Source organism: Aquimarina longa SW024 (genome assembly GCF_001401755.1).
GTDB lineage: Bacteria > Bacteroidota > Bacteroidia > Flavobacteriales > Flavobacteriaceae > Aquimarina > Aquimarina longa.
The window spans coordinates 124,443-148,627 of sequence record NZ_AVQK01000023.1 but is presented as its reverse complement, the minus strand read 5'-3'; the positions used below and the strand labels follow the sequence as shown (position 1 = coordinate 148,627).

The window sequence follows — 24,185 nt, the reverse complement described above, 5'->3', positions numbered from 1 at the left end:
TCGTTTTTAAAGGTAATAAAAATCCTGCCATAAGCAGGATTGATATTATTTGAAATTTATATACCTATAAAAATAGGTATTATATTATAAATCTAGTTGTATATTTAATTCTTTAAGCTGTTCAGTGTCAATATTTGACGGGGCATCTATCATTACATCTCGTCCATTATTATTTTTAGGAAAAGCGATAAAATCTCTGATCGTTTCTTGACCTCCAAGAATAGCAACTAATCTATCGAATCCAAATGCGATCCCACCATGAGGAGGAGCTCCATATTGGAATGCATCCATTAAAAATCCAAACTGTGCTTTTGCCTCTTCTGGAGTAAATCCAAGGTGATCAAACATTAAAGCCTGTGTCTCCTTATCATGTATACGAATAGAACCACCACCAATTTCATTACCATTTAGAACTAAATCATAAGCATTAGCACGTACATCACCAGGATTCGTATCTAATAAAGCAATATCTTCTGGTTTTGGAGAAGTGAACGGGTGATGCATAGCGTGGTAGCGTTCAGTATCTTCATCCCACTCTAATAAAGGGAAATCAACAACCCATAGAGGAGCGAATTCTTCTGGATTTCTTAATCCAAGTCGTTCTGCAAGTTCCATACGCAATGCACTTAATTGTGCTCTTACTTTATGAGATTGACCAGACAGTACACAGATTAAATCACCAGGTTTAGCGCCAGTTACTTCTGCCCATTTGGCTAAATCATCTTGATCATAGAACTTATCTACAGAAGATTTATAGGTGCCATCATTATTACATTTAGCATATACCATGCCTAATGCACCAACTTGCGGGCGCTTTACCCAATCAATAAGCTTGTCAATCTCTTTTCTGGTATACGATGCTCCGCTAGGAACAGCAATACCTACTACTAGTTCAGCATCATTAAAGACTTTAAAATCCTTATGTTGCGCAACTTCATTAAGCTCACCAAATTTCATATCGAATCTTATATCTGGTTTATCATTACCATAAGTTCGCATAGCTTCATCATAGGTCATTCTTGGGAAATTCCCAATTTCAACCCCTTTTATTTCAGATAGTAGATTACGAGTAAGACCCTCGAATATATTTAAAATATCCTCTTGCTCTACAAATGCCATCTCGCAATCTATCTGTGTAAATTCTGGTTGTCTATCAGCTCTTAGATCTTCATCCCTAAAGCATTTTACAATCTGAAAGTATTTATCCATTCCTCCAACCATCAGTAATTGCTTAAACGTCTGTGGAGATTGTGGAAGAGCATAGAACTGTCCTTCATTCATCCGTGATGGTACTACAAAATCGCGAGCTCCTTCGGGAGTAGATTTAATTAAGTAAGGTGTCTCGACCTCTATAAACCCTTCTTGTGATAGGTAATTCCTAATTTTCATCCCTACCTGATGGCGAAACATCAAATTGTTTTTTACAGGATTACGTCGAATATCTAGGTAGCGATATTTCATACGGATATCTTCTCCTCCATCAGTTTGATCTTCTATGGTAAAAGGAGGAACTATTGATTCATTAAGAATGGTCAATTCACTTACTAAGACTTCAATATCTCCAGTAGGAATATTAGCATTTTTGGATTCACGCTCGATTACTGTTCCTTTTACTTGGATCACAAATTCTCTTCCTAGTGTTTTAGCTTTTTCGATAACCTTTGCTGAGGTACGCTCTTCATCAAACATTAATTGAGTAATACCATAGCGATCTCTAAGATCAACCCATATCATAAAACCTTTATCTCGGGTTTTTTGTACCCATCCTGATAGGGTTACTTCTTTATTGGTATCTGAGGGGCGTAGTTCACCACATGAATGACTTCTATACATAATTGCGTGTTAAGGGTGCAAAAATAAGAAGTTTAATATAAAAAAATATGATGTTTTGATGAAAATGAAACCTATAAATTCGATCCATAGAATTCTCCTAGATTTTGTTTCTGATGTAGTATATAAATTACTAGTGTTTATAAAAAAGAGCTAATCTTGTTTTTTAAAGCCAAGTGATCTAGTGATTATCTAATCAACTCTATTTTTAGGCAATAAGAACTGGGGATACTTAGGATTTTGATATGAAACTTTAAAAGTAATATATGTAGTGATTTAACAAATATAAAACTTATTAAACAATGGCTTGTGTGTTAATTATTTGTTAGTCTAATGTAAATGTAATTATTCTTTTTAAGGTTTTTACATAAGTTTTTTATGGGTAAACATCGAATTAGAAAGATTTTAGAATATAAGAACTCTTATGAATGATAGATTTATTAAAGTTAAAAATCTTAATAAGATGATTGTTTTATATTTTTTTAGGGTTTTTATGTGGTTTTTGTAATAAATTTCACACTTTACATTAACAATTGTTAGTTTTAACACTTTTTTGTCAATATCTTTTAATAGATTTAACCAAACATTTAAACAGATCATTATGAAAAAACAAATTCATTTTTGCAAAATGAAGATTTTGCTATTATTAATTTTTGCACCAGCAATACTACTGGCTCAAGAGACCATTACAGGGAAAGTGGTTGTAGAAGGGACAGGAGAAGGAGCAGCTTTTATGAATGTCGTAGAGGAAGGAACAAATAATGGTACCTCTAGTGATATTGATGGTAATTTTAGTATTACTGTAAACAAACTACCCGTAAACCTTAAGATATTTGCGTTAGGATTTTCAGAAAAAGTAGTTTCTGTGGCAACAGCAGGGAGCATAACAATTAATGTCAGAGAATCTTCAGAATCATTAGAAGAAGTAATCGTAACGGGTTTAGCGACTTCGGTAAAAAGAGGAAATGCTGCTAATGCAGTTGCATCAATATCATCAGAAGATTTAGCAGGATTAACACCTCCTCAAACTCTGGATGGTGCGTTAGCTGGTAAGTTTGCAGGGGCATTGATTACCAAAAGTTCTGGAGCTCCAGGAGGGGGGATATCAGTAAAATTAAGAGGGGTAACTTCTATTAATGGAAACTCTCAACCTTTATATATTGTAGATGGAGTATATGTAAATAATAATAGTATTGCTGCTGCAGGTTTAAATGCAGTGTCAGGAGCAGCTAGCGGAGGTAATGCCTCCAATCAGGATAACCCATCAAACAGGATTGCAGATATAAATCCGGATGATATAGAGAATGTAGAGATCCTTAAAGGTGCTTCTGCAGCTGCTATATATGGGTCTAGAGCTGCTGCTGGGGTAGTTATAATTACAACTAAAAAAGGAACAAAAGGAAAAACAAAAATTTCTTTTTCGCAAGATGTAGGATTTAATACAATTCTTAATCCCAGAGGACAACGAACGTTTACAGAAGCTAGGGTCTTTGATTTCTTTTTTAAACCTAATCCTAGTAAGCCAATAGAGGAACAAAACTCTAGAGATGCTGCTAATGCTCAGGTTGCACTTTTTACTGCAGCGAGAGATTCAGGAAAATTGTTTGATTACGAAGATGAGATTTATGGAGAAAAAGGATTTATTTCTAATACCAGTGTTAATATATCTGGGGGATCTGATAATACATTGTTTTATGCAGCTTTTTCTAATAATGAAGAAGATGGTATTGTAAAAAATACTGGGTATAACAGAAAATCAATTCGTTTTAATCTAAATCATGATTTTTTTGATAAAAGAGCAAAACTTTCTTTGTCTACTAACTATATCAATTCACAAGCAGATAGAGGTTTTTTTAATAATGATAATACAGGTACTACTATAGGAGTGGCACTTACTTCTACAAGACCTTGGACAAACCTATATCCAGATGCTAATGGTAATTACCCAGATAATCCTTCCGCAGGATCAAACCCTCTTCAAACAAGAGATAAAGTAATTAATAGAGAAAATGTAAATAGGTTTATTGTAGGAGGAGCACTTGATCTAAAACTCTTGGAGTATGATAATTCAAATTTAAAATTAATTCTTAGAGGAGGAGTTGATTATTATGAGTTAATCACAACTGCACTTTTTCCAGAATTCTTACAATCTCAAAAGTTAGCAAATAAAGGCTTAAATGGCTTAAATGCTATAGGAACAACAGAGAATAGAGATGCGAATTATTCAGCCTTTCTAGTTCATAATTATACTACAGATAGTGATCTTAACTTTAGAACCCAAGCAGGGATTACTAAGCAAACTTTTTCTAGAAATACGATAAGAAATACAGTTACAGATTTAATTGCTTCTCAAACAAGTATAGAGCAAGCAGCTAATAAAGACATAAAGCAGGATAGAAGAGAGCAAGAAGATCAAGGTTTTTTCGTGCAAGAAGAATTAAATTTCCAAGATAAAATTATTGCTACGATAGGTATACGAGGAGATAAATCTAATAATAATGGAGATGCTAACGAGATATTTTATTATCCAAAAGCTTCTGCAGCAGTGAACTTTCATAATTTTGATTTTTGGAAGGCAGAGTTTATGAATCAATTAAAAATTAGAGCGGCGTACGGAGAGGCAGGAAATTTTGCGCCAAATGGAGCATTATTTACAGCATATACTAATTCATTAATTGGTGGTAATGTTGGGATTGTTTTACCTGTAACTCTTGGGGATCCAAGTATTTCTCCAGAAAGACAAAAAGAACTAGAGGTAGGGCTTGATGTAGGCTTATTAAATAATAGAATAGGATTAGAATTTTCATATTATAATAAAAAAGTGGAAGATCTTATTTTACAAGCTAATATAGAACCATCTACTGGTTTTTCTTCTAAATTTGCTAATGCTGGTAGTTTGGAAAATAAAGGTGTTGAGATCGCGTTAAATGCAAATCCGGTGCAGAGTGAAAATTTTGAATGGAATACTAATCTGATCTACTTTACCAATACATCAGAAATTACAAAATTAGAAGTTGCTCCTTTTAACTTAGGAGGATTTGGTACTGGTTTAGGTTCATTTAGAATCGAAGAAGGAAAAAGTGCAACTCAGATTGTAGGTACCGATGGTAGTGGTAACTTAGCTGTACTAGGAGATTCGGAGCCTGATTTTCAGATGACTTGGAGTAATAATTTACGATATAAAGATTTTACATTATCATTTTTATGGCATTGGAAAAAAGGAGGTGATAATGTTAATTTATCCAGCTTATTAACTGATTTTGGAGGAACAAGCCCTGATTATGATGATATAGATTTAGATCCCGCAGGAGTAAAGCCAAACGGTGTTTATAGAGTAGATGCTTTTAAAGGGAAGAATGCAACTCCGTTTGTGGAAGATGCATCATATTTAAGACTAAGAGAAGTAGGGGTGTATTATAATCTGCCTAGTAAATTTCGTGATCAAATCTTCAAAGGATATGTCTCTAACCTAAAAATAGGGTTCTCAGGAAATAACTTGATAAATATTTTTGATTATAACAGTTATGATCCAGAGGTGTCTAATTTTGGTTCTAATGGATTATCAACTGGGGTTGAGGTAACACCATTCCCTTCATCGAAGCGTTACTTGTTTCATCTAGCAGTTGAGTTTTAAACAAAAAATGATAAGAAAAATGAACATATTAAAAAATATTTTTATAATAGGGATACTATCGATGGTGGTAGTTTCTTGTGAAGTTGAAGACGGAGCGAACCTTAATGGTCCCACAACTGATCAGATATCAAGTGATATATCTAGATCAGAATTAATACAGGCAACATCTGGAGTATTGGCAGATATGAGAACTAGATTAGGGACTCAGATCGATGGGCAATCTGTAGCAGGTAGAGAGTATTGGAGAATACAAAGTTCTGATCCTAGATGGACAGCAGATTTACTAACAGGTAAACTAGATGATAATGCTTTTTATTCAGTATCACCATATGCTTCTAGATATACAACGATTAAAGGAATTAATCTAATTTTAGAAGGATTAGAGAAATCAACTGCAGATTTTTCTAATGAAGAGAAAGCTGCAGCAAAAGGTTTTTTAAATACAATAAAAGCGCACGAGTTATTGATGGTGTTAAATCAGCAATATAAGAATGGAATACGATTAGATATATCTGACCCAAAAAACTTAGGTCCTTTTGTGAGCTATGAAGAAGGTCTTACGGCTGTTTTTAATATGTTGACTACAGCAGCAACTGATTTATCTAATGGAGGTAGTGCCTTTCCATTAGCTATTTCATCTGGCTTTTCATTATTTTCGACCCCAATAGAGTTTCTAAAATTTAACAACGCTTTAGCAGCTAGAGTGGAAGCGTATAGAGGAAATTATGAATCGGTGAATACATTATTGCAGAGCTCTTTTATGAATATGTCAGGAGATTTATCATCAGGAGCAAATTATACCTTCTCTCTAGCGGGGGGAGATGTTCCTAATCCATTATTTTTTGATGTAAACGCTTCTGAGGCAAATGCAAGATTGGCTCATCCATCTTTTATTGCTGATGCAGAAGCAGGAGATACTAGATTAAATAAAATAGCTGCAAGAACTACTTCTTTAGCTTTAGATGGTTTAACAGGGACACATTCAGTTTTTGTTTATAAATCAAACACTGATCCTGTATCTATTATTAGAAATGAAGAGTTAATTTTATTATCAGCAGAGGCGAATCATATCTCTAATCCAACTGCTGCGGTAGCTGCTATAGATGTGATTAGAACTGCAGCAGGGTTACCTGCATATAGCGGGGGGACATCACCAGCAGAATTAGTGACCGAAATCCTAAAACAAAGACGATATTCTTTATATGCAGAGGGAGGACATCGTTGGATTGATCTAAGACGATTTAATAAATTAAGTGAATTGCCAATAGATAGATCTGGAGATGCGATATTTGATCAATTTCCTACACCTGTAAATGAGAATAAATAATTAGATCATACGATTTTATATACTATACTAAACGCCGCAATTATTGCGGCGTTTTTTTTTGTTTACATGTGCTATTATTAATAGGTTTCTAGGTTATACATTTCCCTGTTGTTGGTCATAATCATCATTTAACTCTTGATGGGTATTGGATTTTCCACTAAGGCGGCGTTCTACTGATAAATTATATTGTTCTGTAAGCACATTTAAATTTCCTATATAAGTTTCGAACTGGGATATTCCATTGGTTTTAGCACGTATAAAAATCCAGTCGAATAATTCTCGTAATGCCCTAGAGGTGAGTTTTCTTAATGTTACAATATTTAGATCTGTTTGTTCTAGTTGTTGTTCTTTTACTCTAGATTTAAAAATATTGTCAAAAGCAGCATGCGCAGCTTTCATTTCATTAAAATATTTGCGTTGCTGCAGTATATCCAAAGCTGTGTTTAATTCGGGACTCCCCTCTATTTCTTCTATAATTTCATCCATAACACCACCTTGTTGATTGTATGCCATGTTATAAATTTCTTTACCATGTTTGGTAATTGTCTTATAGAGCAACATAGCCAGATTACGATCTTGCTCCTCTGCAGCAAGGTCTGCAATTAGTTTTGTGCCTCGCTGTATCAGTTTTAGACCATTATCTCTATGCTGATCATGCATAACCATTTGGGGAGTGAGAAGACTTCCTCTATTTTTTTTATAGACAGCTCTAAAATTAGCATAGTTAACTTTTAATTCGTTTGCATATGATATCAGTTCCAAAGCTCTTAGATCCTGCTCTTTACTTAACTCCAGTACAGTCCGAGTGTACTTAGAAAATTCTCCATTCTTAAAGCTTTCTAGCTTTGGAGCTACTACTAATTGTTTCATTATTTTTAATTACTTAAGGTTTATAATAATACACTTTTTAGTAAGCGTATTTTTTGTGTTATTTAGAATGGTTCTATGAAACTGGAAAACGCCCCCAGTTTTCTGGGGCGTTTTCCAGTAGTACTGTATATGACCCCAGAAAATCGGGGGCAATTCTAGTCGAACAGAGAATGGTGTCACAAAATCTGACAGTATTTTCTGTAGCACTAGAGAGATATTAGGGATTTAAAAGGGTTTACGGAGTACTAATTCAGTATATAATCCGTATTTCAGTACTATTTTTCTAGTATTCTTACATTCTAAATGCAATGATACGGTACGCCAGTTTCATTTTTCGGAACTGGGAATTTTTTATTAAAAATAAATTCAAAAAAAGTATTATAAGAATGTATAAACTCGATATAAGGAAACTGCATCAGTAGATATCCAATAAATTTTTATTCATTGGCTATACTGATGCTCTAAATTAGGTGATGTTATATGTTTTTGTTAGAAATAGTATTAAAGAGATACTCCTACCAAGACACCAATACCGATACCACCAATTGCGATAAGCACTTTTTCAAACACCCCTTTCATTCGTTGTTTTTTTACAGTTTTATCTACAATCTCTAGGCTGTTTGTAGCTTTATCAAGGCTGTGTATGGTATAGTCTAAAGCTTTTTGAGTATTGATTAAAGTAGCTTGAGTTCTTTGGTAGATTGCTTTATCTAAAGCATCATTTTCATCAAAATTGATTTTTAGTTTACTTTCTAACGCTATATTACGTCTTAATGTTTTTGTGTAATTTTCTAGAAGAGCATTAGTCATATCGTTTCTATTACTTACATTTTTATAAAAACTCTCTAATGCTAAAAATGATTTTTTGTTAACCAGATAAATATCCGAAGTTAGAAATCGATACAAACTATCTTTTTTAACCATAAAAGGTTGTCCCTGGCGATTAGCGTACGATTCAGGAATTTCAATAACTTTTAGAGAATCAAGTTCTTGGCTATAAGAAAAAAAACCAAGAAATATAAAGAGTAAAGAAGAATATAAAGTTTTCATCAATTCATTTTTTATAATTGTTAGTACTTAATATGTGCTAATAAAAATGTTATTCTATACCAAAAAGCTTATCCAAAACAGCTTTTTCTTCTGTCAGTTTTTGGTTGTTTTTTATAATAGTGTCTTTAATAGCCTTTAGTTCTTCCCAATCTCTTGCATTTTTCTTTTTAAAATCAAATAAAAGAGAATCTCGTTGTCGTGTGATAATATCCTTTTGAAGATTTATTTTTTCAAGCTCTTTAATAGAATTTCTTAAATTAGATTTAGTTATCGCTAAGGTATCTCGAGAGGTTTTTAATTCTTCTCTTGCGTTATCTAGTTCTGATTTTATAATTTTCCAGTTAGAACCAGAGTTAAAGGTCATATATCCAATGATGATCAAAAAAATAAGAGCTACTATTTGAAGAATGGTGTTAGTAGTAATACTTTTCATAAGGTATCCTTTTTGTGTTAATTGTAGCTTTGCAAAATACGTACTATAATAGCTTTGAGTTGGTTAATCTAACTTGAACTGTAAATGTAAGTATTTTATTTTTTTTAAATGTAAGTAAATATTTATGTTTCGTACTTTGTGAAATTTAATACGTTGTATGTTTTTGATTAAATATTTACATTAATAATGAAGTTATTTTTTTGTGTAAAATATTGATATTTAGTTGTATAGTGTTTTTTAATTTAACTTAAGATTTAGTTCTAAGAATGGTAAGATACCTAGTGATGTTTAATTTTTTAATAAGTATTTTTTATGTACTTCTTCATTCCTAATATTTAGTTGTAAATTAGTCCACACCTCAAAATTTAAAATTATGTCAGAATTTTGGCTTTATACTAAGCTAGGCTTTGGTCATGTATTGGATTGGAATGCTTATGATCATATTTTATTCTTAATTGTACTTGTAGTAGGGTATACTTTTGACCATTGGAAACGTATTTTAATGCTAGTTACGCTCTTTACTTTTGGTCATACATTATCGTTATTTTTGGCAGCGTATGATGTAGTCTCTGTAAACTCGAGATTTGTTGAATTTTTAATCCCTGTAACTATTTTGATAACCAGCTTATTTAATGTGTTTACCGCCAAAAATACTTCAAAAAATGGCAGAGGAATGTTATTATATGGAGTGACTATATTTTTTGGGTTAATTCATGGATTAGGATTTTCAATATTTTTTAAACATACAAGAGCAAGTACAAAAATTTTACCCTTATTAGAATTTGCATTAGGTGTTGAAGCGGCACAAGTTGTTATTGTTTTGATTGTTCTTGTAATTAGTGCTGTGTTAATGACTTTTTTTAGGTTTTCTAAACGAGATTGGGTACTTGTTATTTCGTCTATTGTGATAGGAATGGTAATACCTATGCTTATTGCTAATAAAATTTGGTGAATAAGTAAAATTAAGGTTGTATTTGCCACATCGTAGCAATATATTCGTATTTTAATTAATATACCTACATTTTTATTGATTTCCTATGTCTAAAAAAAAGCAACTTAAATATGATAAAGCCTATCTTAGAATAGCAAATGAATGGGGAAAGTTATCTCATTGTAAACGAAAAAAAGTTGGTGCGGTTATTGTTAAGGATAGAATGATTATTTCTGATGGATTTAATGGAACTCCAACAGGATTTGAAAACCCTTGTGAAGATGAAGCAGGGTATACAAAATGGTATGTATTACATGCAGAAGCAAATGCAATTTCTAAAGTAGCTTCTTCCACGCAATCGTGTAGTGGAGCAACTTTATATATAACATTATCTCCATGTAAAGAATGTAGTAAGCTAATTTATCAGGCAGGAATACGACGTATAGTATATCAAACAGCTTATAAAGATGATTCTGGCTTGCAATTTCTAGTTAAAGCTGGAGTACAAATAGAACAGATTACGGATTTAGAAGAATAAATGGGATATTCAAAAAAATATTTACCTCTATTTTTAGGATTGGCTCTGGGAGCAGGAGTGTTTTTAGGGAGTAAGCTTGATTTTAGTAGCCCTTCGGGAAAACTATTTTCATATAATCCTAAAAAAGAAAAACTTAATAGACTTATTGATTATATTGATTATGAGTATGTAGATGAGATTAATACTGATAGTATTGTAGAGGTTACTGTAAATAGAATATTAGAAAACTTGGATCCACACTCGGTATATATTCCTTCAGAAGAACTGGAAGGAATTACTGAAAATATGCAAGGCGATTTTATTGGTATTGGAGTAAGTTATTATCCATACCGAGATACAATATCAGTAATCAATACAATAAAAGACGGCCCTAGTGAAAAAGCAGGGATTAAGGCTGGAGATAGGATCCTTATGGCTAATAATGATACACTGTATGGAGATCGACTTATACGAGAACAGTTGGCTAATAAGCTAAAAGGAGAGTTAAATAGTCAGGTTCAGCTTAAGCTTTATAGAAAAGGAGAAGGAGTATTTGATGTTGTTGTAAAAAGAGGAAGAGTCCCTTTAAAAAGTGTTGATGCCGCTTATATGCTAGATCAGGTATTAGGATATATAAAAATAAATCGATTTGCTGAGACTACATATACAGAGTTTGAAGAAGCAATAGGAGAACTACAGAGTAAAGGAGCTAAAAATATTGTTATTGATCTCCGTGATAATGGAGGAGGATTTATTGCTCCAGCCTTAAAAATGGCAGATGAATTTTTAAAAGATGATGTCTTGATTATGTTTACTAAAAACAAAAAAGGAGCTATTGAAAATAATTTTGCAACCAATAAAGGGAGTTTTGAAGAAGGAGAAGTTTATGTATTGGTTAATGAAAATTCAGCTTCTGCTAGTGAAATTTTTGCAGGAGCGATTCAGGATAATGACAGAGGTATTATTGTAGGTAGAAGATCATATGGTAAAGGGCTTGTGCAACGAGAAATGGCACTGGGGGATGGCAGTGCAATACGACTAACAATCTCACGATATTATACCCCTACAGGACGTTCCATACAAAAACCATATGGTAATGGCAATAAAGAATATTTTAATGAATATATGGAACGCTATAAAAATGGAGAATTGCAGAGTGCGGATAGTATTCAGGTGGCAGACTCTTTAAAATTTAAAACACCTAAAGGTAAGATCGTTTATGGCGGTGGTGGGATTATACCAGATATATTTGTTAGTAAAGATACCACTCGTGTAGGAGAAACATTGGATTATATGTTGCGTTCTGGACGTATGGGAGGATATATATTTGAAGAATTAGATAAAAACAGAGAGTTTTATAACGGGTTGTCAGAAAACGACTTTAATGAAAAAGTTACTATAGACGATGCTTTTGCCAATGATTTTTTGAAATATATAAAGAGAAGAGGTATAGAAATTGAATTAGAAAACTATAAAAATCAATTGAAAAAATATTTAAAAGCAACTATGGCACAGCAGTTGTTTGGAACCGATGCATTCGAAAAAATTATAAATAAGGACGATGCAATGATTACTAAAGTTATATCTCTTACTGAAGAATAATAAACGTAGACTCTTTATAATATGTCAGAACTTGAAGAATATTTAGTTGCGATAGCTATCTGCTCCCCTCTTTTTTTCTTTATTATAGCAGTTGCTTTTAGGTTGTTAGATAATAGTGCTTCTATTTTTTTGAAGCACGATATTCTGGTTGATACTTCGTATGTATCAGGAGATATCATAAAAGAGCATTTGCATAATTCTGAGGATAAAAAACTTAAAAAATCTTTAATGAGAGCACTTCTATTTAGAAGACTCCATAACTTTTTTATGATCTTAATGGTAATTTCGATTCCACCAGTAATCATAGCGTGTTTTTTTGTTTTTTAAAAAATAAAATATATCAAACTCAATCAATATAAGGCTTCTGTTCTACCCTTTATTTTTTGCGACTACTCTTTTTTTGAATGCTTCTAGCGGTCAATAAAATTAATAAAAGTAGGATGACACAAGCAGAGGAAAAAACACCAATGAGAGCTGTTCTACTATCACCACCCAATATGTTATTTAGATCTATATATGTAGTATTGTATAGTAGTAACCCTGCTGCGATGGTAAGTAATATGTAGATGAAATATTTCATTTATTTTGTTTTTATGTATATAAAATGACTACTTTTTTTGTTAAATGTTGTCTAATAATTCTGTGATATTAGCAGTAAATAGTTTAACAGCAATAGCAAGTAATATTACCCCAAAGATCTTACGTACAACGTTGATTCCTTGTTTCCCTAAAACCTTCTCTATTTTACCAGAAGATTTCAGTACTATATATACAAAGAGGATGTTGATAATTATAGCAATGATGATATTAATAGTATGGTACTCTGCTCGTAGTGATAGAATAGATGTCATTGTACCAGCCCCTGCAATAAGAGGAAATGCTAAAGGTACAACAGCTGCTGTTTCGGGAGCATCATCTTTATATAATTGAATGCCTAATATCATTTCTATAGCCAGAAAGAAAATAATAAAAGATCCAGCTACTGCAAATGAATTAACATCTATTCCTATTAAACTTAGGATTTCTTTTCCTACAAATAAGAAAATAATCATCAGAATCCCTGCTACAATAGAGGCTTTTTCACTTTGTACGTGCCCTACCTTTTTACGTAAATCTATAATAATAGGAATACTCCCTATGATATCTATAACAGCAAATAAAATCATACTTGCAGTTAGTATTTCTTTGATATTAAAGTTCATAAAAAAGAGTTTTAAAAATTTGCGCAAATATAAAAAGAGTTTATTAGATAAAGATATTATAAAAAGGTGAATAAATTGTAAAAATTCTCTGGTATAAGAATTATCTTAGCGGCATGTTTCAATTAGGGAAAACTATAGTTTCAGAAGATATTATCGAGAAAGATTTTTTATGTAATCTTTCTGCGTGTAAAGGAGCCTGTTGTATTGATGGAGAAGCGGGAGCCCCTTTGGAGCAGTCAGAAATTCATAAGCTTAAAGAGGTGTACCCAGTAGTAAAATCTTATTTAAGACAAGAAGGTATAGATGCTATAACGCATCAAGGAACCCATGTTGAAACAGCTAATGGAGAATTAGAAACCCCTTTGATTGATGGTGCGGATTGTGCATATGTTATTTTTGATGAAAAAAATGTAGCAATGTGCGCTATAGAAGAAGCATATAATCAAGGAGAAGTTGACTGGAAAAAACCGATATCATGTCATTTATACCCTATTAGAGTGCAGGAATACACTGAATTTGCTGCGGTAAATTATCATAAATGGGAAATCTGTGATGATGCTTGTGCCTTGGGAAAAGAATTACAAGTGCCAATTTATAAATTTGTAAAAGAAGCTTTAATCCGAAAGTTTGGCGAAGATTGGTATATAGAACTAGAAAATGTAGCCCAAAAACTAAAAAAATAACCTTCCTTTTTTGTTTTTTAAGATAAAAACAAGTGTTTTTTTGATAAAAAATATATGTTTTCAACACTACGGTTTTACCGTAAATTCACTTATTTCTACCTTTCTTATTTTTAATAAAAAAAACGCTGTTAGCAAGTGGAAAATAGGAGGTTTCCAAAGATGTTGTTTGTGTTGTGTTGGAATTTTAAAAAACACGTAAGTATCTTTGTATTAGTGATTTAATAGTTATTTTGTAAAGACTGATTTTTAAGATAAATTTACTTTGTGTTGAAAACTTTGTTGAAAACGTTTGCTAATTTTTAGTGGAATTTTTAAGCTATTTTTTGATCTTTGTATCACGCTATTGAAAAGAAAAAGAATACAAAAAACAGCTAGAAAAATATGAAGAGTGTTGTAGAGCCTATTTTGCAAGAAAATAAAGATCGTTTTGTGATTTTTCCTATTCAGCATCATGATATTTGGGAATGGTATAAGAAATCAGAAGCTAGTTTTTGGACAGCAGAAGAAATTGATTTGCATCAAGATATTACAGATTGGGCAACAAAGCTTACACAAGATGAAAAATATTTCATTAAACATATTTTAGCATTTTTTGCAGCATCAGATGGTATTGTAAATGAAAACCTTGCAGAGAATTTTGTAAATGAAGTACAGTATAGCGAAGCAAAATTTTTCTATGGATTTCAGATTATGATGGAAAATATTCATTCTGAAACGTACTCATTGTTGATTGATACCTATGTGAAAGATGAGAAGGAAAAGGATTTGTTATTTAATGCTATTGATAATTTCCCTGCAATTAAGAAAAAAGCAGATTGGGCATTAAAATGGATAGAGTCTGATTCTTTTGCAGAACGATTGATTGCCTTTGCAGCGGTAGAAGGAATATTCTTTTCAGGAGCTTTTTGTTCTATATTCTGGTTAAAAAAACGAGGATTAATGCCAGGCCTTACTTTTTCTAATGAGTTGATATCTAGGGATGAAGGAGTGCATTGTGATTTTGCAGTTCATCTTCATAATAAACACTTGGTTAATAAAGTGCCAAAGAATAGAATTCGTGAGATTATTATAGATGCACTTACTATAGAAAGAGAATTTATTACAGAATCTCTACCAGTAAGTTTAATAGGGATGAACTCAAAGCTAATGACGCAATATTTAGAGTTTGTTACCGATAGATTATTAGTAGAATTAGAATGCGAAAAAGAATACAATACATCTAATCCATTTGATTTTATGGATATGATTTCATTACAAGGAAAAACAAATTTCTTTGAGAAACGAGTATCAGAATATCAGAAAGCAGGAGTGCTTAACAAAGATACTGATGATAATAAAATAAGTTTTGATGCCGATTTTTAATTAAATAAAGCTAGTATACTGCTGATTTTTTAAAGATCGAAATTTTATAGAATGAGATAAAAATCTCTTCGTATAAAAATATATTCATTCTGAGCTAATAAAAAACATTTCTTCTGTTTGATTCAGATTAGTTCAGTTTGATACAGTTTTGTAAAGAATTTACAAAAAAAACAAGGGGGCGAGTCATATAATATATTTTAGATTTAGAAATACTCTTATTTTTTAGGATATAGAGATTTCTGTTAATACCTATTAAAAAAATAAGGTATGTTATGTAGACTCGTAAATTATAAAAATAGTAACACGAATTAATATCAATTTCTTCGATAAGAAGAAAATTAAAAACCAAAAAAGCGTATGTATGTAATAAAAAGAGATGGGCGAAAAGAACCAATTATGTTCGATAAGATTACCGCAAGGGTAAGAAAATTATGTTATGGGCTTAATGCGTTAGTTGATCCTGTAAAGGTAGCAATGCGAGTGATAGAAGGATTGTATGATGGAGTAACAACAAGTGAGTTAGATAATTTAGCGGCAGAAATAGCAGCAACAATGACGATAACACACCCCGATTATGCGAAGCTTGCGGCTCGTATCTCTGTTTCTAATTTACATAAAAACACAAAAAAGACTTTTTCTGAGGTAGTTACAGATCTATATGAATATGTAAACCCAAGAACGGGCAAAAAAGCTCCTCTGATTGCAGATGATGTATATGAAGTGATTATTGCTAACAAAGAAAAATTAGATTCTACAATTATTTACAATCGTGATTTTGGTTATGATTATTTTGGCTTTAAAACATTAGAACGTTCTTACTTATTAAAGATTAACGGTAAGATTGCAGAGCGGCCACAGCATATGTTGATGAGAGTATCTATAGGAATTCATCCTAATGATTTAGATGCAGCTATTGAGACTTATGAATTAATGTCTAAAAAATATTTTACACACGCCACACCTACATTATTTAATGCCGGAACTCCAAAACCACAAATGTCATCTTGTTTTTTGTTAGCGATGAAAGATGATAGTATTGATGGGATATATGATACTTTAAAACAAACTGCCAAAATTTCTCAATCTGCAGGAGGGATAGGATTGTCTATTCATAATGTAAGAGCCACAGGTTCCTATATTGCAGGAACTAATGGTACATCTAATGGTATTGTTCCTATGCTACAAGTGTTTAATGATACAGCTAGATATGTAGATCAAGGAGGAGGAAAACGTAAAGGGTCATTCGCGATATATGTAGAACCATGGCATGCAGATATTTTTGACTTCTTAGATCTGAAGAAAAACCACGGTAAAGAAGAGATGCGTGCACGTGATTTATTCTACGCAATGTGGATTCCGGATTTATTTATGAAACGTGTACAAGAAGATGCAAAGTGGACACTAATGTGTCCTAATGAGTGCCCTGGATTATTTGATATTCATAGTGATGAGTTCGAAAAAGAATACCTTCGATTTGAGTCAGAAGGAAAAGGACGTAGAACGATTAAAGCAAGAGAGTTATGGGAAAAAATCTTAGAATCGCAGATTGAGACAGGAACACCGTATATGTTGTATAAAGATGCAGCTAATCGTAAGTCTAATCAACAGAATTTAGGAACTATACGATCATCTAATCTATGTACAGAGATATTAGAATATACTAGCCCAGATGAAATAGCAGTATGTAATTTAGCATCGATTGCATTACCAATGTTTGTAAAAAATGGAGAATTTGATCATAAAGAGCTCTACAGAATAACCAAGCGTGTTACCAAAAACCTTAATAAGGTAATAGACCGTAATTATTATCCAGTAAAAGAAGCAGAAAATTCTAATGTACGTCATCGCCCAATAGGATTAGGAGTACAAGGATTAGCTGATGCGTTTATTATGCTACGTTTACCATTTACCAGTGATGAGGCTAAGAAGTTAAACCAAGAGATTTTTGAAACATTGTACTTTGCTGCAGTAACAGCATCGATGGAAGAAGCTAAAATAGATGGAGCTTATCAAACTTATGAAGGATCTCCTATATCTAAAGGAGAATTTCAATATAATCTATGGGGTATCAAAGATGAAGAACTAAGTGGTCGTTGGAATTGGGCTAAGCTTCGTAAGCAAGTGCTTAAAAACGGGGTTAGGAACTCATTATTAGTAGCACCAATGCCTACAGCTTCTACTTCTCAGATTTTAGGAAATAACGAAGCATTTGAACCATATACAAGTAATATCTATACTAGACGAGTACTGTCAGGAGAATTTATTGTAGTAAATAAACATCTATTAGAAGATTTAGTAAAATTAGGATTGTGGAATGATACACTTAAGGATGCTATTATGCGTGCTAATGGATCTATTCAGAATATAGATATTATCCCTCAGGAGTTAAAAGAACTCTATAAAACTGTTTGGGAGTTGAGTATGAAAGATGTTATAGATATGTCTCGTCACAGAGGATATTTTATAGATCAATCTCAGTCATTAAACCTGTTTATGGAAGGAGCAACAATGTCAAAACTAACCTCTATGCATTTCTATGCTTGGAAGAGTGGATTAAAAACAGGGATGTATTACCTGAGAACGAAGTCTGCAGTAGATGCGATTAAGTTTACACTAAAGAGTGAAAAAACAGAAATACCACAACCAGAAAAAGTAGCAGTAGCTGCAGCGCAGGTAATGGAAGCGCAGGGATCGACTAAAGTAATTTCAAAAGAAGAGCCTGTTGCTGTAGAAAACACAGCACTTACTCCAGAAGAACTTCGTGCAATTATAGAACAATCCAAGGCCGCAGAAGGTGATGATTGTTTAATGTGTGGATCATAAGCTGTTCTACAAGAGTATTTAATCAGATAGATATATCATTATATATAGTAAAAGGGAAGTTTTCTTATAAAGATACTTCCCTTTTTTGTTATTTTTGGGCGAATCCTCGATAGTAAATCGAGGTTGGGCTATCCACTGTATCTTTTTATAGATCATTTTTAGACAGTTAAAAATGATCTATAAAAAAGATGCCGTTACTATCCCTTTCGCAAAAGCAAGTATACATATGATGAACTGGGAACAACTCCTATCTTTAAAACGACAGGGAGATAGAAATAAAAGATTACGTAAAGAGCAGGATGAAACCAGGCTAGGTTTTGAGGTAGACTATGATCGTATTATTTTTTCTTCTGCTTTTAGAAGTTTACAAGATAAGACACAAGTAATACCATTATCCAAAACCAGTTTTGTACATACCCGATTAACGCATAGTTTAGAAGTGTCTGTTGTAGGACGCTCTCTAGGACGAGTAGTAGGAAAAAGAATACTAGAAAAACACCCCCATCTTACGGCTGTTCATGGATATAGGTTTAATGATTTTGGAGCTATAGTAGCCGCCGCCGCATTAGCACATGATATAGGTAACCCGCCTTTTGGGCATTCTGGAGAAAAAGCGATAGGAGAATATTTTAAAACAGGAAGCGGAACTAGGTATAAAAACCAGCTGACTCCAAAACAATATCAAGACTTAATAGATTTTGAAGGAAATGCTAATGGATTTAAAATCCTTACCGAATCTAAAAAAGGAATTGAAGGAGGTCTTAGACTATCATATGCTACATTAGGAGCTTTTATGAAATACCCTAAAGAATCTTTGCCTAAAAAACCAACAAAACATATTGCGCATAAAAAGTTTGGATACTTTCAGAATGAGACCTCTTTTTTTAAAGAAGTAGCAGAAGAAATGGGATTATTGGCACATAGTATAGGAGATGAGTTTACTTATAGCCGCCATCCATTAACCTTTTTAGTAGAAGCAGCAGATGATATTTGCTATACAATTATAGATTTTGAAGATGGAATTAATTTAGGATTGATAGAAGAAGAATATGCCCTAGAATACTTGATAAAACTAGTAAAAGACACAATCAATACCTCAAAATATAATCAGTTGATTACTACAGCAGATCGATTGAGTTATCTTAGAGCTTTAGCTATTAATACTTTGATAGGAGAAGCAGCAACTATTTTTGTAGAGAATGAAGAACAAATCTTATCAGGAACCTTTGATGTTGCTTTAATAGATAAAAGTAAGTACGAAGCTCAGATCAATGATATTATAAAGATTAGTATCGATAAAATATATCAAAGTAAGGAGGTAACCGAAAAAGAGATTGCAGGATATGAGATTCTTGCCACACTTCTAGATCGATACTGCGTAGCAGCAGATAATTTTAATCAAGATCAAAGCTCCAATTATGATAAGCTTATTCTTAGAGCAGAAGGAGCTAATTTTGATTATAAAAATGAAGACCTCTATACACGTCTTATTGGGATTAGCAATTATATAGCCAGTTTAACTGATGGTAATGCATTACTGAAATTTCAGAAAATACGAGGATTTGGGATATAAAAAATATCTATTTTAAACCATAAATTATGGACTAGAACTTTGTTAAGAAGTTTAGAAATGCAATAAAATATAGGAATAGGTTTTTCAGTAGTTTCAAGATGTAATAGTTTTTAGGTACTCTGCTATTTTTTCACTAGAAATTTCACAAATTTCATATAATTCATCAACAGTACCATGGTGAATAAATTGATCAGGAATACCTAGTGTAATAACTTTGTTTTTGTAACCATTTAGGTTTGCATACTCCAAAATAGTACTACCCAATCCACCTTTTATAACACCATCTTCTACTGTGATAATGGTTTTGTATTGTAGTAATATTGTTTTCAAAAGATGCATATCCAGCGGTTTTATAAAGCAAAAATGGTAATGTCCTATTTCTTGTTCTGTTTTTTCTAATGCTTTGGTAACATGATGTGCAATAGTACCAGTGGAGAGTATTGCAATATCAGAACCAGATTGTAATTGTATAGCTTTTCCTATCTCTAGCTGTTGCATAGGAACTTCCCAATCGATAATATGCCCTCTCCCTCTAGGGTATCGTATTGCAATAGGGTGCTCTAATCCTAAAGAAGCAGTATATAGTAGGTGTCTCAATTCAATCTCATTGATTGGAGCTGCAACAATCATATTAGGGATGCAATTAAGATATGCGATATCAAAAACCCCATGATGTGTAGCACCATCAGCGCCTACTAAACCAGCACGATCAATACAAAAAATTACAGGAAGATTCTGCAAGGCTACATCATGGATTACTTGATCGTAAGCACGTTGTAGGAAAGTAGAGTAAATTGTACAAAAAGGGATTAGTCCCTGTGTAGCCATTCCTGCTGCCAGTGTAACCGCATGTTGCTCTGCAATACCTACATCAAAAGCCCGATCTGGCATTTCTGCCATCATATATTTTAGAGAACTCCCAGTAGGCATGGCAGGAGTAATACCCACAATCTTTTGATTATTTCTGGCAAGTTCTAAAATAGTATACCCAAACACATCCTGAAACTTAGGCGGTAATCCCGAATTATCCTTGGCAATTAAGTTCCCTGTTGTAGCATCAAATTTACCAGGAGCATGGTATTTTACCTGATTTTCTTCAGCTTGTTTTAACCCTTTTCCTTTGGTTGTGATGATATGTAAGAGCTTAGGGCCTTTTATAGATTTTAATTTTTCTAAAGTTTTAAGTAATACAGGTAGATTATGACCATCAATAGGTCCAAAATAATTAAAATTTAATGCCTCGATGATATTATTAGTTCTAGGTTTTACTCCAACTTTGGCTTTAGTAAGATATTCTTTTAATGCACCAACACTAGGATCGATTCCTATAGCATTGTCATTAAGGATTACAAGCATATTTGTATCAGTAACACCAGCATGATTAAGACCTTCAAAAGCCATTCCACTAGCTATAGATGCATCTCCAATCACAGCAATATGTTGTTTTGTGATGTCTCCTTTTAATTTAGAAGCGATTGCCATTCCTAATATAGCAGAGATAGATGTTGAAGAATGTCCAACCCCAAAAGTATCATAATCACTTTCACTGCGTTTTGGAAATCCACTGATTCCTCCTAATTGGCGATTGGTATGAAATATATCTTTTCTTCCAGTAAGTATTTTATGAGGATAGGCTTGATGTCCAACATCCCAGATGAGAAGATCATTAGGAGTGTCAAATATATAATGAAGTGCAATAGTGAGTTCAATAACCCCTAGACTAGCTCCAAGATGTCCTTCTTTAGTAGCAACAATAGTAATCACAAAATCCCGTAATTCTTTTGCCAGTTGTGGTAATTGATCAGGAGAAAATTTACGAAGATCCGATGGATACTCAATATGTGATAGAAGAGATTGTTGCATACCACAAAAATACTATTTTTATGAGGATTCTATAAACAGAGGATACTTTTGAATCTATTCTATTTTATATGAAGTAAATACGTTATTTACTCGATAGAATTTATTAGAGTTAAGGAGTTCATGAATAATGTTTTTAAACTCAATGATTATGATATATAAAAGAGTTTATGCCTTGATTTTAAACAGCTTTATTCATTTAACATAAGCATAAAGGCTAATCAAATTCTTTAGCTATCTTTGTGGGCGTTTATAAAAGGGATCATTAAATTAAATCGGTGTATGCAGTTTCATATTTCAAACGAGCTTATCCAACAAGTAAAGCACCTCATTATAGCAAAAGATGATAATTCTCTGCGGGGTATGCTTAGTGAAATACATTATGCAGATGTAGCCGAAATTATTAGTGAACTTAACTTATCTCAGGCAACATATCTTATCAAATTATTAGATAGCGAAAAGACCTCAGAGGCTCTTATGGAGTTGGAAGAAGATTTTCGTGAACGTATTCTTGAAAATTTATCAGTAAAAGAGATTGCTGAAGAGTTAGAAGAAATGGATAGTGATGATGCAGCTGATGTTGTAGCAGAACTCCCTGAGGATCGTGCAGAAGAAGTGATTGCTCAGATAGAGGATGAGCAACATGTCGAAGATATAAAAGAATTACTTTCTTATGCAGAAGATACCGCAGGAGGGCTGATGGCTAAGGAATTAGTAAAGGTTAAGGAGACTTGGACTGTAGCTGGTTGTGTAAAAGAAATGCGAAGACAGGCAGAAAATGTAACTCGGGTGCATTCTATTTATGTTATTGATAAGGAAAGAAGACTTAAAGGAAGATTATCATTAAAAGATTTGTTAACAGCATCTGCTAAAGCTCATATTAGTGAAATCTATATTCCTAAAGTAGATTACGTAGATGTGGATACAGAAGGAGAAGAAGTGGCACGTATTATGCAAAAGTATGATCTAGAAGCAATACCAGTTATAGATCATAGTGGGGTATTAGTTGGGCGGGTAACGATAGATGATATGGTAGACTTTATTAAAGATGAAGCCGAAAAAGATTATCAACTCGCAGCAGGGATCTCTCAGGATGTAGAAGCAGATGATAATGTATGGGAACTAACCAGAGCACGATTACCATGGCTGATTTTAGGCCTTTTTGGAGGATTAGGAAGTGTGTTTATTATGCAGGGTTTTGAAGAGGTAATGAGTAATCCCAGAATTAGAGACTTGTTTTTTTATACTCCATTGATTGCTGCAATGGCAGGTAATGTAGGTGTTCAGTCTTCTGCAATTATTGTACAAGGATTAGCAAATAATGTTGTAAAAGGAAGCTTATTAAATCGATTATTAAAAGAAGTAAGCCTTAGTTTAATAAATGGAGTTGCATTAGCAATGTTGATTCTTATTTTTGGGTTTATAATGGGGTATGAGATTTCATTCAGTCTAACTATAGCTGCTGCCCTTATGAGCGTGATTATAGTAGCAGCTCTAATTGGTACTTTTGTTCCAATCATTTTAGATAAAAAAGGTATCGATCCTGCGATTGCAACAGGACCTTTTATTACTACAAGTAATGATATTTTTGGGATTTTCTTATTCTTTTATATTGCACAACTTATTTTAGGATTTTAGTGATATGATCATCTTTTTGATGAAAAAAATAGTTGTAGCTTTATTTGTTAATTATAATACTTATGAAACCTGAAGTTTTTGAAGATCAATTCACCGTTCCAGAATCTGCAATTGATGATATGAATCATGTAAATAATGTAGTATATCTACAGTGGGTACAGGATATTGCTATAAAACATTGGAAGTTTAAGACTGATGATATTATAAGAAATAAATATGTTTGGGTTGCACTTAGTCATCATATCGAATATCACTATCCGGCTTTAGAGAATGATACGATTATCATCCAGACTTGGATAGAGGAGTGTAAAGGTGTTAAAACGGAGCGACACACTAAAATAATAAATAAGACTACTCAAAAAGTATTGGTTACTGCAACAACAATGTGGTGCTTGTTATATAAAGAAACGTTAAGACCTACTAAGATTACAGATGAAATAAGTACCTTGTTTTATTGAATATTTAATTTTTATGGAAGCAATTAATATAAATGAAAAATTATCAAAATTTGATAAACAATGGCATCCGCACCGTATTGCTACAGTAGATGATAATCAAGTATACTTAGCTAAATTTTGTGGTGATTTTATTTGGCATAAACATGATGATGAAGATGAATTGTTTCAGGTGCTAAAAGGCACGCTGTACATGAAATTTAGAGATGAAACAATATCTGTTAAACCGGGTGAACTTATCGTTGTTCCTAAGGGAGTTGAACATTGTCCTTTTACCAAGAATAATGAAGAAGTGCATGTATTGCTTTTTGAAAAACAAAGCGCTAAGCATACAGGAGAACTGCAAACCGAACGAACGGTTGATAAATATGTAGATATATAGATTAATATATATA

General features: G+C 32.7%; 20 protein-coding genes. 14 read left to right on the top strand and 6 right to left on the bottom strand.

The features are described 5' to 3' along the window. Positions 1–84: 84 nt before the first annotated feature. A complete protein-coding gene (gene aspS, locus N456_RS05395; RefSeq protein WP_062054706.1) occupies positions 85–1,833 on the bottom strand; it encodes an aspartate--tRNA ligase in 1,749 nt (582 codons plus the stop codon). Positions 1,834–2,431: 598 nt separating this feature from the next. Between aspS and N456_RS05390 the strand changes: the two genes are divergently transcribed. Then, positions 2,432–5,464, top strand: coding sequence for a SusC/RagA family TonB-linked outer membrane protein (locus N456_RS05390; RefSeq protein WP_062054704.1), 3,033 nt, complete (start codon positions 2,432–2,434; stop codon positions 5,462–5,464). A 19-nt stretch (positions 5,465–5,483) separates the two neighbouring features. Further along, positions 5,484–6,791, top strand: coding sequence for a RagB/SusD family nutrient uptake outer membrane protein (locus N456_RS05385; protein WP_062054733.1), 1,308 nt, complete (start codon positions 5,484–5,486; stop codon positions 6,789–6,791). A gap of 93 nt (positions 6,792–6,884) precedes the next feature. On the opposite strand, the gene N456_RS05380 is transcribed toward N456_RS05385, so the two are convergent. The 3 genes from N456_RS05380 to N456_RS05370 form a co-directional block, all read right to left on the bottom strand. Further along, positions 6,885–7,661 (bottom strand): DUF6261 family protein, encoded by a 777-nt coding sequence (locus N456_RS05380; protein ID WP_062054702.1) that lies wholly within the window; start codon positions 7,659–7,661, stop codon positions 6,885–6,887. A gap of 501 nt (positions 7,662–8,162) precedes the next feature. Further along, positions 8,163–8,711, bottom strand: a complete 549-nt coding sequence (locus tag N456_RS05375; RefSeq protein ID WP_062054699.1) for a hypothetical protein — start codon at positions 8,709–8,711, stop codon at positions 8,163–8,165. A 49-nt stretch (positions 8,712–8,760) separates the two neighbouring features. Beyond that, positions 8,761–9,144 (bottom strand): hypothetical protein, encoded by a 384-nt coding sequence (locus tag N456_RS05370; RefSeq protein ID WP_062054697.1) that lies wholly within the window; start codon positions 9,142–9,144, stop codon positions 8,761–8,763. 373 nt (positions 9,145–9,517) lie between these two features. Between N456_RS05370 and N456_RS05365 the strand changes: the two genes are divergently transcribed. From N456_RS05365 to N456_RS25110, 5 genes are all read left to right on the top strand, one after another. Further along, entirely contained in the window at positions 9,518–10,096 is a 579-nt protein-coding gene (locus tag N456_RS05365) for a HupE/UreJ family protein (RefSeq protein WP_062054695.1), read from the top strand. A gap of 85 nt (positions 10,097–10,181) precedes the next feature. After that, on the top strand, positions 10,182–10,613 hold the full coding sequence (locus N456_RS05360) for a deoxycytidylate deaminase (protein ID WP_062054693.1): 432 nt from the start codon (positions 10,182–10,184) through the stop codon (positions 10,611–10,613). Next, entirely contained in the window at positions 10,614–12,194 is a 1,581-nt protein-coding gene (locus N456_RS05355) for a S41 family peptidase (RefSeq protein WP_062054691.1), read from the top strand. A 21-nt stretch (positions 12,195–12,215) separates the two neighbouring features. Further along, entirely contained in the window at positions 12,216–12,521 is a 306-nt protein-coding gene (locus N456_RS05350; protein WP_062054689.1) for a hypothetical protein, read from the top strand. 113 nt (positions 12,522–12,634) lie between these two features. Beyond that, positions 12,635–12,760, top strand: a complete 126-nt coding sequence (locus tag N456_RS25110; RefSeq protein WP_262482805.1) for a hypothetical protein — start codon at positions 12,635–12,637, stop codon at positions 12,758–12,760. Positions 12,761–12,814: 54 nt separating this feature from the next. On the opposite strand, the gene N456_RS05345 is transcribed toward N456_RS25110, so the two are convergent. Then, positions 12,815–13,396, bottom strand: coding sequence for a MarC family protein (locus tag N456_RS05345; protein ID WP_062054687.1), 582 nt, complete (start codon positions 13,394–13,396; stop codon positions 12,815–12,817). Positions 13,397–13,509: 113 nt separating this feature from the next. Here N456_RS05345 and N456_RS05340 point away from each other — a divergent pair, with 113 nt between their 5' ends. The 4 genes from N456_RS05340 to dgt all read left to right on the top strand — a co-directional run bounded on the left by N456_RS05340 (position 13,510) and on the right by dgt (position 19,837). After that, a complete protein-coding gene (locus tag N456_RS05340) occupies positions 13,510–14,079 on the top strand; it encodes a DUF3109 family protein (protein ID WP_062054686.1) in 570 nt (189 codons plus the stop codon). Positions 14,080–14,460: 381 nt separating this feature from the next. After that, positions 14,461–15,441 carry a ribonucleotide-diphosphate reductase subunit beta gene (locus tag N456_RS05335; protein ID WP_062054683.1) on the top strand — a complete coding sequence of 327 codons (981 nt, stop codon included), beginning with the start codon at positions 14,461–14,463 and terminating at the stop codon, positions 15,439–15,441. Positions 15,442–15,798: 357 nt separating this feature from the next. Next, a complete protein-coding gene (locus N456_RS05330; protein ID WP_062054681.1) occupies positions 15,799–18,264 on the top strand; it encodes a ribonucleoside-diphosphate reductase subunit alpha in 2,466 nt (821 codons plus the stop codon). 229 nt (positions 18,265–18,493) lie between these two features. Further along, positions 18,494–19,837 carry a dGTP triphosphohydrolase gene (gene dgt, locus N456_RS05325; RefSeq protein WP_062054730.1) on the top strand — a complete coding sequence of 448 codons (1,344 nt, stop codon included), beginning with the start codon at positions 18,494–18,496 and terminating at the stop codon, positions 19,835–19,837. 93 nt (positions 19,838–19,930) lie between these two features. On the opposite strand, the gene N456_RS05320 is transcribed toward dgt, so the two are convergent. After that, positions 19,931–21,700 carry a 1-deoxy-D-xylulose-5-phosphate synthase gene (locus N456_RS05320; RefSeq protein ID WP_062054679.1) on the bottom strand — a complete coding sequence of 590 codons (1,770 nt, stop codon included), beginning with the start codon at positions 21,698–21,700 and terminating at the stop codon, positions 19,931–19,933. 279 nt (positions 21,701–21,979) lie between these two features. On the opposite strand from N456_RS05320, the gene mgtE reads away from it, so the two are divergent. The 3 genes from mgtE (at position 21,980) to N456_RS05305 (ending at position 24,172) form a co-directional block, all read left to right on the top strand. Beyond that, a complete protein-coding gene (gene mgtE / locus N456_RS05315) occupies positions 21,980–23,335 on the top strand; it encodes a magnesium transporter (protein WP_062054677.1) in 1,356 nt (451 codons plus the stop codon). A gap of 62 nt (positions 23,336–23,397) precedes the next feature. After that, positions 23,398–23,793: an acyl-CoA thioesterase gene (locus N456_RS05310; protein ID WP_062054675.1), complete on the top strand. Its 396-nt coding sequence runs from the start codon at positions 23,398–23,400 to the stop codon at positions 23,791–23,793. A gap of 13 nt (positions 23,794–23,806) precedes the next feature. After that, entirely contained in the window at positions 23,807–24,172 is a 366-nt protein-coding gene (locus N456_RS05305) for a cupin domain-containing protein (RefSeq protein ID WP_062054673.1), read from the top strand. The last annotated feature ends 13 nt before the right edge of the window (positions 24,173–24,185 follow it).